Source organism: Streptomyces sp. RLA131 (assembly GCF_056270125.1).
Window position 1 is genome coordinate 5,646,685 of record NZ_JBWDOQ010000002.1, and the last position, 15,193, is coordinate 5,661,877.

At 71.3% G+C, this 15,193-nt stretch carries 13 protein-coding genes; 7 read left to right on the top strand and 6 right to left on the bottom strand.

Translation table 11 applies throughout. The features are described 5' to 3' along the window. From RWE79_RS26630 to RWE79_RS26650, 5 genes are read left to right on the top strand one after another with little or no spacing between them, the layout of a single operon-like run. Positions 1–942 carry a PrgI family protein gene (locus tag RWE79_RS26630; RefSeq protein ID WP_475942592.1) on the top strand — a complete coding sequence of 314 codons (942 nt, stop codon included), beginning with the start codon at positions 1–3 and terminating at the stop codon, positions 940–942. Then, a complete protein-coding gene (locus RWE79_RS26635) occupies positions 942–2,783 on the top strand; it encodes a VirB4 family type IV secretion system protein (protein ID WP_475942593.1) in 1,842 nt (613 codons plus the stop codon). The genes RWE79_RS26630 and RWE79_RS26635 overlap by 1 nt, the downstream gene beginning before the upstream one ends. Next, a complete protein-coding gene (locus RWE79_RS26640) occupies positions 2,780–5,170 on the top strand; it encodes a DUF8128 domain-containing protein (RefSeq protein WP_475942594.1) in 2,391 nt (796 codons plus the stop codon). The genes RWE79_RS26635 and RWE79_RS26640 overlap by 4 nt, the downstream gene beginning before the upstream one ends. Before the next feature lie 8 nt (positions 5,171–5,178). Next, complete coding sequence (locus RWE79_RS26645; RefSeq protein WP_475942595.1) at positions 5,179–6,180, top strand: replication-relaxation family protein; 1,002 nt, start codon at positions 5,179–5,181, stop codon at positions 6,178–6,180. Further along, positions 6,177–7,103 (top strand): C40 family peptidase, encoded by a 927-nt coding sequence (locus tag RWE79_RS26650; protein ID WP_475942596.1) that lies wholly within the window; start codon positions 6,177–6,179, stop codon positions 7,101–7,103. Before RWE79_RS26645 ends, RWE79_RS26650 begins: the two co-directional genes overlap by 4 nt. Before the next feature lie 37 nt (positions 7,104–7,140). Here RWE79_RS26650 and RWE79_RS26655 read toward each other — a convergent pair whose 3' ends face one another. Next, positions 7,141–7,497 (bottom strand): hypothetical protein, encoded by a 357-nt coding sequence (locus RWE79_RS26655; RefSeq protein ID WP_475942597.1) that lies wholly within the window; start codon positions 7,495–7,497, stop codon positions 7,141–7,143. A gap of 222 nt (positions 7,498–7,719) precedes the next feature. Here RWE79_RS26655 and RWE79_RS26660 point away from each other — a divergent pair, with 222 nt between their 5' ends. Continuing rightward, positions 7,720–8,553, top strand: coding sequence for an extensin (locus RWE79_RS26660; protein ID WP_475942598.1), 834 nt, complete (start codon positions 7,720–7,722; stop codon positions 8,551–8,553). Positions 8,554–8,773: 220 nt separating this feature from the next. After that, a complete protein-coding gene (locus tag RWE79_RS26665; protein ID WP_475942599.1) occupies positions 8,774–9,586 on the top strand; it encodes a hypothetical protein in 813 nt (270 codons plus the stop codon). Positions 9,587–9,709: 123 nt separating this feature from the next. Here the strand turns inward: RWE79_RS26665 and RWE79_RS26670 are convergent, their stop codons facing one another. From RWE79_RS26670 to RWE79_RS26690, 5 genes are all read right to left on the bottom strand, one after another. Then, positions 9,710–10,405 (bottom strand): hypothetical protein, encoded by a 696-nt coding sequence (locus RWE79_RS26670; protein WP_475942600.1) that lies wholly within the window; start codon positions 10,403–10,405, stop codon positions 9,710–9,712. A 1,047-nt stretch (positions 10,406–11,452) separates the two neighbouring features. Then, complete coding sequence (locus RWE79_RS26675) at positions 11,453–12,034, bottom strand: hypothetical protein (protein WP_475942601.1); 582 nt, start codon at positions 12,032–12,034, stop codon at positions 11,453–11,455. A gap of 194 nt (positions 12,035–12,228) precedes the next feature. Beyond that, complete coding sequence (locus tag RWE79_RS26680; RefSeq protein ID WP_475942602.1) at positions 12,229–12,600, bottom strand: SPDY domain-containing protein; 372 nt, start codon at positions 12,598–12,600, stop codon at positions 12,229–12,231. Positions 12,601–12,650: 50 nt separating this feature from the next. Beyond that, complete coding sequence (locus RWE79_RS26685) at positions 12,651–13,130, bottom strand: hypothetical protein (protein ID WP_475942603.1); 480 nt, start codon at positions 13,128–13,130, stop codon at positions 12,651–12,653. A gap of 208 nt (positions 13,131–13,338) precedes the next feature. Then, the gene (locus RWE79_RS26690) at positions 13,339–15,159 is read right to left on the bottom strand and encodes a VWA domain-containing protein (protein WP_475942604.1); all 1,821 of its coding nucleotides are present in this window, start codon (positions 15,157–15,159) and stop codon (positions 13,339–13,341) included. Positions 15,160–15,193 lie beyond the last annotated feature (34 nt).

A 15,193-nucleotide genomic window follows, 5' to 3' on the forward strand; every position in this document is an offset into this window, starting at 1 on the left:
GTGCCCGATTCCGATGACGATGGCCTGACCCCCGCCCGCATCCCCGCCAACATCGATCAAGAAGACAAGATCATCGGCCCTCTGGGGGCCCGGCAGACAGCGATCCTCGCCGTCACCGGTGTGGTGCTGTGGCTCGGTTACCTGGTCAGCCGCCCGCTGCTGGCTCCCACCGCGTATCTCGCCATGGTCGCCCCGGTCGCGGCCGTGGTCATCGCGATCGCCCTCGGACGACGCGACGGCATCAGCATGGACCGCTTCCTCGTCGCGGCGATCACGTTCTGGCGCACGCCCCGACGTCAGGTCCAAGCCCCCGAAGGCGTCACCGCCCTCCCCGAGGCCGTCCCCGTCGACTGGGCCAACCGGGCCGGCGCTCCGCCCGCAGCACTGAACCTGCCGTGCCAGGAGATCGCCGAGTCCGGCGTGGTGGACCTCGGCGGCGACGGTCACGCGACGCTGGCGATGTGCAGCACAGTCAACTTCGATCTGCGCACCGGCACCGAGCAACAGGCGCTCACCGGCTCCTTCGCGCGGTGGCTGAACTCCCTCACCGGACCGACCCAGATCCTGGTGCGCGCACACCGGCTGGAGGTGAACCCGCTGGTCGAGGAGCTATCTGCCACGGCGCCCTCGCTACCGCACCCGGCCCTGGAACGCGCGGCGCTCGCGCACGCCGACTTCCTGCAGGCCATCGCACACGAGCGTGACCTGCTTACCCGCCAGGTCCTGCTGGTGGCCCGCGAGCCTGCGCCCGCCGGGCCCGGGCGGGCCACAGCAGCCGGGGCGTCCCGGGTGAGACACCGCCTGGCTGAAGCCGCCCGTGCACTGGGGGCTGCGGAGATTGCCGTCACGGCGCTCGACGGGCCCGCAGCAGCGCGGGCTATCACCACCTCGAGCGATCCCGACGCCGCGCCCTGTGCGCCCATTGCTCTTGGAGGCTCGTAATGATTCGCCGCCTGTGGCGCAACCGGACCGCTATCACCGGCCAAGAGAATGTCCCCGCCGCGGAGTTGCTGTCCGGGGTCGGTCCGGAGGCTGTCGAGGTGCACGCCCGGTGCCTGGCCGTGGGCAGCCAGCTGGCCGCCACGCTGATCGTGACCGGCTACCCGGCCGAAGTCGTGCCCGGCTGGCTCGACCCGCTACTCACTTATCCAGGACGCCTGGACGTCGCCCTGCACATCGAACCGGTCCCCAGCCCGGTCGCCGCGGCGTCCCTGCGCAAACAGCGGGCCCGGCTGGAGTCCACTCGCCGGGCCGGATACGACCACGGGAAGTTGGACGATCCGGATACCGAGGCGGCAGCCGCCGATGCCGCTGACCTCGCCTACCGGGTCGCCCGCGGCGAAGGCAAGCTCTTCCGCGTCGGCCTGTACATGACCATCCACGCCGGCAGCGAGCAGCAACTCGCCGACGAGGTAGCCGCGGTACGGGCAGTCGCCGAATCTCTGCTGGTCAGCAGCGTTCCTGCCACCTACCGGGCACTGCCGGGATGGCTGGCGACGCTTCCCCTGGGGATCGACACGCTCAAGGTCCGGCGGACCTTCGACACCGCCGCACTGGCCGCCTGCTTCCCCTTCTCCTCCCCGGACCTGCCCGCAGACCAGGCCGCCGCGCCCGGCGGAGTGCTGTACGGGGTGAACAACACCAGCTCCTCCCTGCTGCTGTGGGACCGGTTCGCGCAGGACAACTACAACTCCATCACCCTGGCCCGCTCCGGCTCCGGCAAGTCCTACCTGACGAAGCTGGAGCTGCTGCGGCAATTGTTCACCGGCACCGAAGCCCTGGTGATCGACCCCGAGGACGAGTACGTACGCCTCGCCGAAGCCGTCGGCGGCACCGTCATCCGCCTCGGCGACCCCGGCGTACGACTGAACCCGTTCGACCTGCCCGAGCATGCCGAGCACACCCCCGACGCCCTCACTCGCCGAGCGTTGTTCCTGCACACCTTCCTCGCCGTGCTGCTCGGCGGCACATTCTCCCCGGCCGAACGCGCAGCACTGGACCGGGCCGTCCTCGCCACCTACCAACGGGCCGGGATCACTTCCGACCCGAGGACCTGGGCCCGCCCCGCGCCGCTGCTCGCCGACCTCGCCACCACGCTGGCCGAGACCGACGACCCAGACGGCCAGCAACTCGCCGCCCGCCTGGATCCATACGTCGCGGGCAGCCACAAGCAGCTCTTCGACGCCCCCACCTCGACCCGCCCGGCCGGGCACCTGGTGGTCTTCTCACTGCGGGAGCTCCCGGAGGAGGTCAAGACAGCGGCGATGCTGCTTGCCCTGGATGCCGTCTGGCGGCGAGTGGCCGAGTCCCCGGTGCAGCGTCGGCGTCTCGTGGTCGTGGATGAGGCGTGGCTGCTGATGCGTGACGGCCATGGGGCGCGCTTTCTGTTCCGGATGGCGAAGGCGGCGCGAAAGCACTGGGCCGGGCTCGCCGTGGTCACCCAGGACGCCGACGACGTGCTCGCCTCCGAGCTCGGCCGGGCGATCGTCGCCAACGCCGCCACCCAGATCCTCATGCGCCAAGCCCCGCAGGCCCTCGATCAGGTGGCCGGCGCCTTCCACCTCTCCCGTGGCGAGAAGCAGTTCCTGCTCACCGCGCCCCGCGGCTGCGCCTTGCTCCTCTCGGGCCGCACCAAGATCGCCTTCACTCCGGTCGCGTCCGCCGAAGAACATGAATTGATCACCACGGACCCTGCCGAACTCGCCGAGCCCGATGAACACGCCGGCGACGAGGGACCGCTGGACCCGTACGGGCTCCCGGACCTGATGGGGTCCGGGCGATGAGCGCCGGTGAGCCGGACGGGATCATCGGACGGTACGTCACCGACCCCACCGCGTTCTTTTCCAGCCTGACCGCCGAGGCCACGGCCTTCCTGTCGCGTACGTGGCCCGTGCTGATTCCGGGTCTGCTCCTGGTCACCGCCGGGAGCATGGCACTGCGCTCCGGTGTGCGGCAGCGCCGCAATCTGGCCTTCGCCGACGGGGCGATGCACGTAACGATCCTGGCCCCACCACACGTGGCCCCAGGCGGCGGCGAGGTGCTGTGGGCCCAGCTCGCCGGACTCATGCGCCCGTGGTGGCACCGGGCCTTCCGCGGCCAGCCGCACCTCGGCTTCGAATACGCCTGGACCTCGGCCGGCATGACGATCCGGCTGTGGCTGCCCGGCAGCATCCCCACCGCCCTCGTGCGCCGCGCGGTGGAGGCCGCCTGGCCCGGCGCCCACACCGCCCTCGCCCCCACCACAGATCCGCTTCCGGCCGCACACCAGTCCACCGGCGGCACCTTGCGCCTGGCCCGGCCCGAAGTCCTGCCGCTGCGCACCGATCACGCCGCTGATCCGCTGCGCGCGCTACTCCAGGCCGCCACCGGCATGGACGAGGCCGAGACAGCGATCGTCCAGATCCTTGCCCGCCCTGCCACCGGCGCCCGGCTCCGCAAAGCCAAGCGCACTGCCCGCCGCCTGAAGGCCGGCCAGGCAGCGAACCGGATGTCCGCACTGCTCGACCTGCTCACCCACCACCCCCAGCGCACCTCGGCCACGACTACCGACCCCGCGTACGGCGCCGAGGTTCGTCAGAGCGTAACCAAGCTCGCAGGACCCCAGTGGGACGTGGCCATCCGCTACGCCGTCGCCATCTCCCCCAAGCTGGAAGGGGCCGAGGCCCGACTGCGCGGCCGGGCCCATGCACTGGCCTCCGCGTTCGCCCTGTACGCCGCCCGGAACTGGTTTGCCCGAGGCCGTTTGCGCCACCCCGAATTGCAGCTGGCCGAGCGTGCCTTCCCCCGTCGCGGCGACCTGCTGTCCGTCCCCGAGCTCGCCGCCCTCGCGCACCTGCCCACCGACCCCGATGCCCCCGGCCTGGCCCGCGCCGGAGCCCGCTCGGTACTGCCCCCGCCCGCCATCCCGCTGCCCGGACCGGGTATCAAGCCGCTCGGCCAGGCCGACACCGGCACTCGCCGCGCAGTCGGCCTCGCCGTCCCCGACGCCCGCCATCACCTGCACCTGATGGGCGCCACCGGCTCCGGCAAGTCCACCCTGATCGGCAACCTCGTCCTGGACGACGTACGCTCGGGGCGCGGTGCCCTGGTCATCGACCCCAAGGGCGACCTGGTCGCCGACCTCCTGCACCGCCTGCCCGCTGGCTGCGCGGACAGGCTCGTAGTCATCGACCCCGATGACCCGCACACGCCGCCGTGCCTGAACGTCCTGGACGGCCAGGACATCGACGTCGTGGTCGACAACATCACCGGCATCTTCCGCCGGATCTTCAGCGCCTTCTGGGGACCACGCACCGACGACGTCATGCGCGCCGCCTGCCTGACCCTGCTCCGCCACGCCGCCCAGACCCACCGCATCGTCACCCTCGCCGACATCCCCCGGCTGCTCGGCGAGCCCGCCTACCGACTGCGAATGATCCCCACCGTCAAGGACCCGGTCCTGCGCGGCTTCTGGCTCTGGTACGAATCCTTGTCCGAGCCCTCCCGCGCGGCCGTCGTCGGCCCGGTCATGAACAAGCTCCGCGCCTTCCTACTGCGCTCCTTCGCCCGCCAGGCCATCGCCTCCGGTGAATCCACCTTCCACCTCGCCGACGTCCTCGACGGCGGCATCCTCCTGGCCCGCTTGCCCAAAGGCGCACTCGGCGAGGAAACCGCCCGGCTGCTGGGGTCGTTCATCGTCGCCAAGACCTGGCAGGCCGCCTCCGCCCGCGCCCGCACCCCCGAACACCAGCGCATCGACGCCTCGCTCTACATCGACGAGGCACACAACTTCCTCACCCTCCCCTACCCCCTGGAGGACATGCTCGCCGAGGCCCGCGGCTACCGACTCTCCCTCAACCTCGCCCACCAGCACCTCGCCCAGCTTCCTCGCGACCTGCGCGAGGGCATCTCCGCGAACGCGCGCAACAAGGTCTTCTTCAACGCCTCGCCCGAAGACGCCCACCTGCTGGAACGCCACACCCTGCCCACTCTGGCGGCCCACGATCTCGCCCACCTCGGCCCCTATCAGGCAGTCGCCCACCTCCTCGTCGATGGTGCCGAGACCTCAGCATTCACTCTCACCACCCGGCCTCTGCCCCCGGCTGTTCCCGGCCGCTCCGCTGAGCTGCGCGCCGCTGCTGCCGCCCGGGTCGGCGGCACCACCTCCCGCTCCGCCTATCTCCCCTTGTGAGGCCCGCGATGCCCGGCGCCAACCGCCCGCACCTGCACTCTGGCTACGTCCCCCGAGCCGCCACACACCGCAGACGCCCGGCCCCGCCAACCCGAGTCCGTACCGACCTCGCTGCCCTGGCCACCCGGCTCACCCCGCGCGACCTGTGGCTGGTGGACATGCTGCACGAGCACAAGGTGCTGACTTCCCACCACATCACCGCTCTCGCCTTCTCCGGCCACCGCACCGCCAACCGCCGCGTGCGCGAGCTCTACTTCCTCGGCGTCCTGGACTCCTTCCGCCCGCTCATGCAGTCCGGCTCCGCCCCCGAGCACTACACCCTCGGCAAAGCCGGCGCCGAACTCCTCGCTGCCACTCGCGGCTGCGACCTCGGCGCCACCGGCTGGCGCAAGGACGCCTGCGCCCGCATTGCCTTCTCCCCGACCCTCGGCCACACGCTCGGCGTCAACACCCTCCTGACCGCGCTGGCCGCCGACGGACGCCAGGCCCTCACTGTCTGGCTCTCCGAACGCTCCGCCACCCGGCTGTGGGGCGACTGGATCCGCCCAGACGCCTACGCCCACTGGCACGAAGCCGGCCAGGACCGAGTGCTGCCGTTCTTCCTCGAGTACGACACCGGCTCGGAGAACCTCACCCGCGTCGAGACCAAACTCCCCGGCTACGCCGCCCTGAGCACCACCACCGGCACCCGCACCCCACTGCTACTCCACACCCACACCGCCCGCCGCGAAGCCGCTCTGCGCCGCCGCCTCGCCGAGACCATCGACCGCCTCGACCTGCCCGCAGCCACCAGCTGCGACGAACTCACCGCCGCCTCGCCTGCCGACGCCGTATGGCTCCCCCTCGGTCCCGCTCCCCACGGCCGCCTCCCGCTGGCCGGCCTCGCCGACCACTGGCCCGCCCTGCTCCCTGCTCTCACCGACGAGACCACGATGCCGCCGCCCGGCCGTGCCGCCACGCTGCCCTGGCGGCCCATCCAGCCCCTGCCCCCGGCACCCCCGCCACGATGAGCCTCGTCAAGACCACCGGGGCCGCACTCCTCGGCCTACTGCTCTTCATCCTCGCCGCGATCGCCGGCCTGGCCGGGCTCCTCGCCAGCCCCGCGCTAACCCTCCCGCCCAGCCCCTACGCGCTCGGCGACATCCCCGCCCGCATGCTCGCCCTCTACCAACGAGCCGCCCCCACCTGCCCCGGCCTGTCCTGGACCGTGCTCGCCGCAATTGGCAAGGTCGAAACCAACCACGCCAGGCACCCGACCATGGTCTCCTCGGCCAAGGCCGTCGGACCCATGCAATTCCTGCCGGCCACCTTCGCTCAGTACGCGTACCCCGTGCCGCCGGGCGGTAAGAAGCCGCCAACTCCGTGGGATCCTGTCGACGCCGTCTACGCCGCTGCCCGCCTGCTGTGCGCGAACGGAGCCCGCAGCAGCAAGGACCTGCGCCAAGCCGTCTTCGCCTACAACCACGACACCGCGTACGTGAACCGGGTCCTACGCATCGCTGCCCAGTACGCCGCCGGCACGACGGCGGCGGGGGCGTACCCCGCCCCGAACCGCACAGCCGCTGCCGCCGTCGCGTACGCCCGCGCACAGATCGGCCAACCGTACGTCTGGGGCGGCGACGGCCCCACCGAGGGCGGCTTCGACTGCTCCGGCCTCACCAAAGCCGCGTACGCCGCAGCGGGCATCCGCCTGCCCCGCGTCGCCCAGGACCAGTACAGCGCCGGCCCCCGCGTACCCGCCGGTGCCCCACTGCTCCCCGGCGACCTCGTCTTCTTCGGCACCAGTTCATGGCACATCACTCACGTCGGTATCTACTCCGGAGGTGGCAACATGATCAACGCGCCCCGCCCTCACACGGTGGTCCGCGAAGAGCGCGCGCCGGTCACCGGCTCCTCGTATCGCGGCGCCACCCGGCCCAGCAGCTCCCGGTGATCACCTCGTACTCCGCCCTCGCAGACGACAAGAGCCGTCACCCCTCGTCAGGCTCGGCCGCCTGCGTCCACGCGTGCGGCACCTCGAACAGCTCGACAGCGGTAGGCACGAGGACCACTTGCTGCCAGGTCCAGCAGTCCCCGAACTCGGTAGCGACCTCCGCCCGGCAGTCGGCGCAAGCGAGATTCGGCCCGTCCATGCTGTCGGGGCCGCAGCAGCCATTGCGCCGCCCCTTGCCATGGATCGGCTGCACGCTCCGGACATCCGCAGGGCACAGCACGATGCTGTTCCTCGGCCCGCCCGGCACCAAGACCGTGCGCCCATCGTCGTCCGAAGACTCCACGTACGGTCGGCCTGCGAGTTCCGGATTCACGGCGAACGTGCCGGGTGCCATGCGAGGTGGGCACTCCTGCCCGTCCTCCATCTCATACCGGGCGCGGCCCTCGTCGGGACCCGAAAGCGGCACCTCACGCACCGGGCGCGTCACCCAGGCCTGGCACCTCACGCAGCGGAAGACCATCACCGACTCATCGTCACCCCGGCCAGCCGCCCGGGCCAACGAATATCCCCACTGCATCCGAGGCCCCCACCGCCGCCCTCCGGCAAGTGGTACGCCATGACCGAGCTGCCCAACGGGCCTGGCAGCGAGGCCGACGCGCTCCTGTTGGCGCTGAAGCGCTGTCTGACCGCCGTCGGTGTGCTGGCGCTCATCTTCACGGCGGTGAACGTCACCCTCTTCGCGACCGCCCATGGCATCCCGTGGCCGATCGCCCTGCTGCTGGATCCGATGGTGGCGCTCGCCCTCGCCACCGTGCTGTATGCCGACGCCCGCCTCGCAGGCTGGGGACAGCAGCCCCCGATCTGGTCGGCGGCGTTGCGCTGGTTCGCGGGGATCGCCGCAACGCTCATGAACACCTGGACATCACTGTGGCCGGACGACCATGTCGGCTGGCCCGCACAGGCGGATCCGGCCGCCGTTCTGTTGCACGCCGTGCCACCGCTACTGCTGATTCTGTTGACCGAGACCGTCGCCGCATACCGCCGCCTCCTGCAGTCCACCCCCGTGCCCCCGGCCGACGGATCCGGAACTGCTCTGCTCATCGAGGGTGGTGACAAGGATCCGGATGGGGTCACCACCCGCTCGCTTCGCCTCGAGCCTGCCCAGGAACAGCCGTACAGCGGCTCGGTCCCGGCCCGACGTGGGCCGCTGTCGGCCGACGACGGCCCGAACAACACCCACACGGGCCCGGTACGCCCACCCGACCCCGCCGGGGGCGCTGACGGCAATGTATTCGCCCAGGCCCTGCGCCTGGATCAGGCCTCCCGCACCCTCACCGGCCGTCCGGTCAGCCAGCGCAGGCTGCGCACCGAGCTCCACCTCGGCCCAGAGCGCGCCCGGGAGATCCACCAGCTCCTCCGAGACCACCACGCCGCGCACCCCACCCCGTAAATGCGGATCCGCCACGGGTGCTCTCACCTCGGGTGATGCCGCGGAATCGGGCGATCCACAACCGTGTTCGGACCGGCTTGACTTGTCGCGCGAGCAGAGCGTCCATGGTGGTCCGCCCGCGGAATCCAGCGCAGCGCACGCGCCACGGGCACCCTGCGACCGCTGTGTCGCACCCCGGCCGGGGACCTCACCCAACCCAACGACCCCTCGGAGGTCCCCCATGTCCGTCAAGCAGCCCCCGACCGCCAGCGCCCCGTCCGCGCTCACCGGCGCACCCGCCGCAATCTGGACCGTCCTGAACGACCAGCCCGGCGAAACCGCCGCCGCCCTCGCTCTTGCCGCCGGAATCGGCCGCTCCACGGCCGGCAAGGCCCTGGCCGCCCTGGAGAACGACGGCCTGGCCCAGCGCGAGACCGGCGAGACCGCCAACGGGCGCCGCGCCGCCGACCGCTGGCACCCGGTCCTGCCGGACCAGACCGCCAATACCGAGGCCCCGCCGCTCGACGACACAGCCGAGGCCGAGGAACTGTCCGACGAGACGGTGCTCGGCGACGAAGTACACCCCGACGGTACCGAGAACAACGAAAGCCCGGAGCCGCAAACCGCACCGGTCGAGGACGTAGTTGCGGACGAAACGGCGCCCCCGCAGGAGTGCCAGCCTGCCGAAGAGCACCGGCACGACATCCACGAGAAGAACGAGCCCGAGGCCAACGCCCCGGCCGACGACTCCGACGGTCAGACCGAGCACGAGTCGGACGGAGAAGTCGAGGCACGGGCCACCGAGCGGCCCACCCTGACGGTCGTCTCCGGCGGCAAGCAGCGCCTCGCCCCCGGCGCCCTGCGCCAGATGGTCATCGATCATCTCCTCGCCCACCCCGACAAGACGTTCACCGCCACCGCCATCAGCCGGGCCATCGGCAAGAGCTCCGGCGCCATCGCCAACGCCCTGGTCACCCTGGCCGAGCACGGCCAGGCCGAGCAGATCACCGAAAAGCCCCGCGCCTACCGGCACCTCCCCGAAGCTCAGGAGTGATCTCACGCCGAATACGGAGCCGGGGTGGTAGGAAGCACCGCTTCCTACCACCCCGGCCCACGTCTGCTTACGGCCCGCCCTGCACACAGCATGGCCCTCGAATGGACGCGCCTCTCGTGCGCGTCAGCCAACAGCCGAGCGGTTGGGGTGGGCGAGGAATTGACTGATCTCGAACGGGGTCTGCTCGGCGAGTGCGAACATGGGATCAAGAAGATCATCGTAGAGCGGGTCCATGTCCCGCGGGCCGACGACGGTCAGCTTGCATGCACCGGCTTTCTCCTCATCCATCGGCACCTGCTCGTCCAGATGCATGACGTTGTAGAAAGCGCTGTCCAATCGGCTCAGCAGCTGTTGCTGCCGCTCTTCCATCATCTCCAGGATAAGAATGTCGTCCCGGGCAACCAGAAGTTGGCTGGGCGGAATCAACAGCGCATCACGCAGCTGCGCGAGCGTGGGTTCCTCAAACAGGCCCTGCACTGTGACAGCAGTCAGCGGCGGCCGGCCCTGAACCAGCCGGTCAAACACTGCGATGCCAAGCACCGCGTAAGCGCTGGCGTAGCGCCAGCTGGCGTTACCCAAGCTGCGTTCGTATTCGTAGCTCGCCGCACCCGTCTCGCGTGTCGCCTCGTAATGGTGGGTGAAGGGAAGATGGGCGGCGTAGTCCTCTATCGCGTCGCGTTGCGCGCCGAGGCGGTCTACCAGGGCGAGCGCCGTCTGCCACTCATACTTCAGGTAGTTGCAGGCGTGGTGCAGCGAACGTAGCGCCTCGGCTTCCAGGGTGGTGAGCGATGCCAGCTCCGTGAGCTGCGGAAATCGCATGATGCCTCTCCCGTGCGCGTCTCGTCGTACGACTGATACGCACGCTACCGGGGACCGCAGACCTCGGGCAGACCATCTGGAAAGTGGGGCCCGGGGCAACCCTGAACCGCAATCCGCTCCGGACGCCACGGCACGTCCACTACATTCCTCCTCGTTGACAACATCATGAGGGGGCAGTCATGGCCGGGATCGAAGGACAGACCGTGGCCGGGGTCGTCTCCGCGGGCGCCGCCGTCGGAGCCTCCGGGTTTGCATGACTGATCTGCCGAGCGCAAAGTCGCAACGAGGCGTTCGGACTGGCTCGGGTCCTACACCTGCACCTGACCAGCGGCGAGGGGGCCATAGCCCAGGATGAACTGGAGACAGGTCCGCCGGCGCCAGCGGTGGCCGAACACAAGGCGCGCGCCGGGGCGGTACTTCCCTCGTATTTCACGCTGCGGTGGTGTTTCGAGCGGGTACTCGCCGGTCGGGAGAGCCTGGTGCGACAGCGGTACTGGTCGGCTACTGCCCCGGCGGTTGCGTACCTGGACAGCATGATCGGCTGGCACCTCCAGCATTGGGAGACTCGTGGTCCGCCAAATTCCGGATCTCGATGACGCTGATACCCGGCAGAGCTTTACCGATCTCGTTGCTTCGGTCCGCCGGGCCACCATGGGGAACTATCCGGCCGCCCGGCAGCGGCCTCGGAATAGACCTCTCCGCGGCCAGTTCCTTGCGTCAGTAGACGCAGACAGGCACGCTTCCGGTGACGTTGACGAGATCGCCGCGAACCCAGCCGGTCACTCCGGTCCGCTTGATTGTGACCTTGTCCCAGCATCCGCTGCCGTTGGACGTCACGTCGATCCACGTGCACCTGTCGCTGCGGTAGGCCGAACTGATTGCCGTCGCAGTCGGCCTGGGCCCAGCGCGGACGGTCACCGCCTCCGCGGTGACCGTGCAGGACGGTGACGGCTTAAAGGTCCGATTCATCCAACCGGGTTTCAGCCCGCCGCCGGTGGCACCGTGGCAATGGCTACCACCGGCCGGCAAAGCGCCTCATGCTCGGGTTCAGCGGCGGCGTCCAGCACACCCGGCGTGCCCGCAACCGCCGCAGAACCCACCCCTGTTGCACTCACACGGGCACGGGCCGACCCTGCGCCGGGCGCCAGACAGCGAGGACGATGGCCCGGCGCTGGTCCCCGCGGCTCGCGGTGGCGACGTGAAGGCCAGCGAGCCGCTCGGCGTGGCGGCGGCCGGGTCGGGCCATGCGGCGCGGTAGGCGGCCAGGACTGCCCCGAGTTGGCGCATTTGCTGTGCGTAGCGGGCGCTGGTTACTTCGACGTTCTGGCCGGAGTGCCCGAGGATGCCGGTGACGTCGGCGGTGTGGTTCTCGTCGAGGTCCTCCAGCGCTGTGTCGAGGTCGCTACGTGCGTGCCTGGCGTGGCGCCGTAGCTCGTCGGCGAGGCGATCGGCCTCGCGGGCGGTGTCGACGAGGAGGCCAGCCACTTCCGCAGCCGGGGTTCCCTCAGAGTGGCGGGTGCGGAGTGCGGAAAGCCGGGTGAGGCCGAGCGCTCCCGTGACGGTGAGACTGCCGGGCCTTGCGGCCGGGGAGGTGGCGGTGCCGCGGACCCTGCTGTTCGGTGTGGTCATCGTGGGTTCACTCCTGACTGCGATGGGCGCTGGTCAATGCGGGTGGCTGTGCTCGATGCGGTCGCTGCGGTTACTGGAGGCGCCGAGGCCAGTGGCGGTACCCGACACGACCGCAACCGCCGCAGCATCCATTTCTCATTGCCCTCGCGTCGACCGCCCTCAGTGGCACGGCGCCGGTCGGGCGACTCAGGCGCTTAACCGCCATAGAGCCAGGCGGGCCTTCCCCGGGGTGCGGGACGCGGGCGGGTGGCGTCGGCCAGTGCGCGGATGAGGGCGGCGAGGAACTCCGCAGGCGTGTCGGCGGAGAACGCCACGCTCCACACGGCGTCCGGGTCACCGTGGTCCCGGTAGGCCCTGACCTGCCAGGCAGTCTGCGGATTGTCGGTCAAGGTGATCACGACGAGGCCGTCGGGCGAGATGTACTCCGTGCTGTCGGCGTGCCCTACGTCGGTCCACTCCGCCGCCAGCAGCGGCTCCAGGGTGGCGAGAGAGGCGCCGGGGCCGACGATGTACAAGGGCAGTTGGCCAGGCGGCGCCGGGCGGTGAGGGGTGTTGGCGGTCGTCACGGTGTGCGGCTCCTTGTCCGTAGGCTGGGTGCGCCGGGGCGGCGGTGGGGTCACGCAGGTTCGCGGAACGGGCACAGGGGCCCGTGTCCGGAGTCGGCGTCGAACTCATCGGGGCAGGCGGCGGGCGGCCGACCGTCCTCGGGCAGCGGCTCGGGATCGCGGGCCAGATGAGTGCCGAGGTCGGCCAGGTCCCGGATGTCCGCACACGGCACCAGGCAGGCACAGGCGGGGCACGGGCCAAGGAGCAGGAAGCTCTCGTCGGCGAACATCGGGTCGCGGTAGCGGAAGACGTACGCGGTGCCGTCCGCAGCCGGGTCCATGACGTGAAGCGTCAGGGCCTGCGGGCCCAGTACCGGGCGCTGCCAGGGCCATTCGGGCCGTACGTGCTCGGGGGCGACGCCGAGGAGGACGGCGAGCCGGACGGTGGTGCGGGCGATGTCAGCTGCGGTGAACGGCGTGGTGGGCAGGCTCTGGGCGGCGTGGTCGACGTAGTTGGCGGCGGCGGTGGCGCGGTCGGCGATGGAGGTCACGGCACATCTCCTCAGGCTGGGTGTGGCTCGGCTGGTCTATGCGGGCGTGGCGGGGTGGGCGAGACCGAGCTGCTCGCGGGCCATGCGGGTGCCGAGGAAAGCCTCGGGCTTGTAGGTGGCTGCCATGGCGGGGTCCTCCGGCGGTGTTCGTGCAGCTGGGCGTTTGGGGACGGTGCCGCCCCGGGACGGTGCCCGGGGCGGCACGGGGTCACGGGCGCGTGGCGGCCAGAGCGGTGGTCGCCGCCTTGGCGATCGCCGTGGCGGCGTGGGCGGGGTCGGCGAGTTCCAGCAGGGTGGTGCCGGGCAGGGGGTGGGGGTCGGGTTTAAAGGCGAGCCACAGCACCGCGCACCCGGCCTTCCTCAGGGCAGTGATGCGCTCGGCGGCGCGAGCAGCCTCGTCTCGGCGGTAGTAGCCGTCGGAGGCGATCACCAGCAGGCGCCCTCGCCCGGGGCGGGTCAACTCCAGTCCGGCGCACAGGGCGTCGATGCCCTCGGCGAGGCTGTGGCCCAGGCCTCGGGCGGCGAACTCGGTGACCCGCGTCGAGGTGCGGCCAGGCGCGGTGATCGCGGTCAGTGACCGGTCGTAGGCGACGGTCGCCGCGTGGGAGTCGGGGTCGGTGAGGACGGTGGCCTTGGCGAGGATCCAGGCGGCCGAGGCGATCGGTGCGGCGGCGGCCTGCATCGACCCGGACACGTCCACGGCGATCCCCACCCGCAGCGGCGGCGTCGGGGTGGGCCGGTACTGGGTGTGGATCCACGGCTGGGCGGTGGGGGTGGCGCCCGCCGCCTTCTGCGCGTCCCGCGCCAGGGCGCCGCGCATGCTCAGGCGGCCGGGTGGGGCGGCGCTGGCCGTGACGGTGGCGGTGCGCTCGCGGTAGGAGGCAGCTCGCAGTGCCCTAGCCAGTTGCCCGGCCGCCGTCTTCTCCGCGCTGGTCGGCGGCCGGGTGCCGGTCACGGGGGACTCTGCGAGCTGGCCTTTGGGCGCTCCGCCTGGGGTGAACGGCCGGGCCCCGGGGGCGAACACCTTCTCGGCCGTCTTCGCGGCCTGCCGGTCATACGCGGCCTGGGCGGTCTTGGCCTGTGCCCGGGCGGTTCGGGTGGCGGCGGCCCGGGCCTGTGCGGCGGTTTGGGCGGCGTCGTTCGCCCGTACCCGGCCGACGACTTTGCCGATCGCCTCGGTCAGATTGCCGGGCCGCCTGCCGCCTGCGGGGTCCGGGGCTGGTTCCGGCCCGGCAGGCTCGGCACCCAGCGCCTGGCACCAGGCGCGGGCGTGCTCCAGCATCGCCTTGCCGTCGTCGTCGCCGGTGGTGTGGGCGGCCGCCCAGATCGAGGCGAGGGTGTCCAGGAGGTCTTTGCCGAGGATGCCGGTGACGGTGGTGTGAAGGGGTTCGGTCTCGTCCGGGTCCAGGATTCCGGCGTCCCGGCGGGCGAGGATCAAGGCGGCTGCCGAGGCGGCCTGCCACCGGTCGCTGGGGGTCTGAGTGGTGAAGTCGGCCAGGACCAGGGTGTGGACGGTGGCCCGCAGGAACCGGCGGTCGGCGGGGCGGCGGGTGAGGTGGGCGCGCTCTGCGCGGGATTCCTCCAGCAGCGCGGCTGCCGTATCCAGGGCCGTTCCGCGTAGTGGGGGCGGGGTGGTCCAGCGGCTGTGGGCGGCATGCGCGGCCTCGTGCACCAGTGCTCCCCAAGCCACCGGATAGCCATCCTCGTCGCCGGGCCGCTTCGGGTTGATGGCGGCCGGTTTCAGCGGGGCGAACAGGGCGGCGTCGATCTCCAGTGCCGCCGTGGTGGGGTAGAAGGCGGCCGGGGCGCCGGAGCGGGTGCCGTGCTCGCAGGTGACGATCACGTCCTCGCGTCCGGCGAGTTCGGGCAGCCGCTCGGTCAGAGCGGCGGAGATCCGCAGCCACTGCCCGGCCTGCGCGACGGGGCTCGGTTCGAAGGGCGGGCCGCCGTCGTCCTCCCATCGGGCGGTGGCCCATTCGGACTCCGACAGTGCGGGTGGGGCGGGGAGGATGTGGGGGTGTGCGGGCATGGCAGGTCGTTCCCTTCCCTGGAAGGTTGTGAGG

Bases quoted from the DNA above. Each gene is read 5' to 3' on its own strand.
- RWE79_RS26690 (WP_475942604.1), bottom strand. From the start codon at position 15,159: ATGCCCGCACACCCCCACATCCTCCCCGCCCCACCCGCACTGTCGGAG.
- RWE79_RS26665 (WP_475942599.1), top strand. From the start codon at position 8,774: ATGTCCGTCAAGCAGCCCCCGACCGCCAGCGCCCCGTCCGCGCTCACC.
- RWE79_RS26675 (WP_475942601.1), bottom strand. From the start codon at position 12,034: ATGACCACACCGAACAGCAGGGTCCGCGGCACCGCCACCTCCCCGGCC.
- RWE79_RS26650 (WP_475942596.1), top strand. From the start codon at position 6,177: ATGAGCCTCGTCAAGACCACCGGGGCCGCACTCCTCGGCCTACTGCTC.
- RWE79_RS26655 (WP_475942597.1), bottom strand. From the start codon at position 7,497: ATGGCACCCGGCACGTTCGCCGTGAATCCGGAACTCGCAGGCCGACCG.
- RWE79_RS26640 (WP_475942594.1), top strand. From the start codon at position 2,780: ATGAGCGCCGGTGAGCCGGACGGGATCATCGGACGGTACGTCACCGAC.
- RWE79_RS26670 (WP_475942600.1), bottom strand. From the start codon at position 10,405: ATGCGATTTCCGCAGCTCACGGAGCTGGCATCGCTCACCACCCTGGAA.
- RWE79_RS26635 (WP_475942593.1), top strand. From the start codon at position 942: ATGATTCGCCGCCTGTGGCGCAACCGGACCGCTATCACCGGCCAAGAG.
- RWE79_RS26645 (WP_475942595.1), top strand. From the start codon at position 5,179: ATGCCCGGCGCCAACCGCCCGCACCTGCACTCTGGCTACGTCCCCCGA.
- RWE79_RS26660 (WP_475942598.1), top strand. From the start codon at position 7,720: ATGACCGAGCTGCCCAACGGGCCTGGCAGCGAGGCCGACGCGCTCCTG.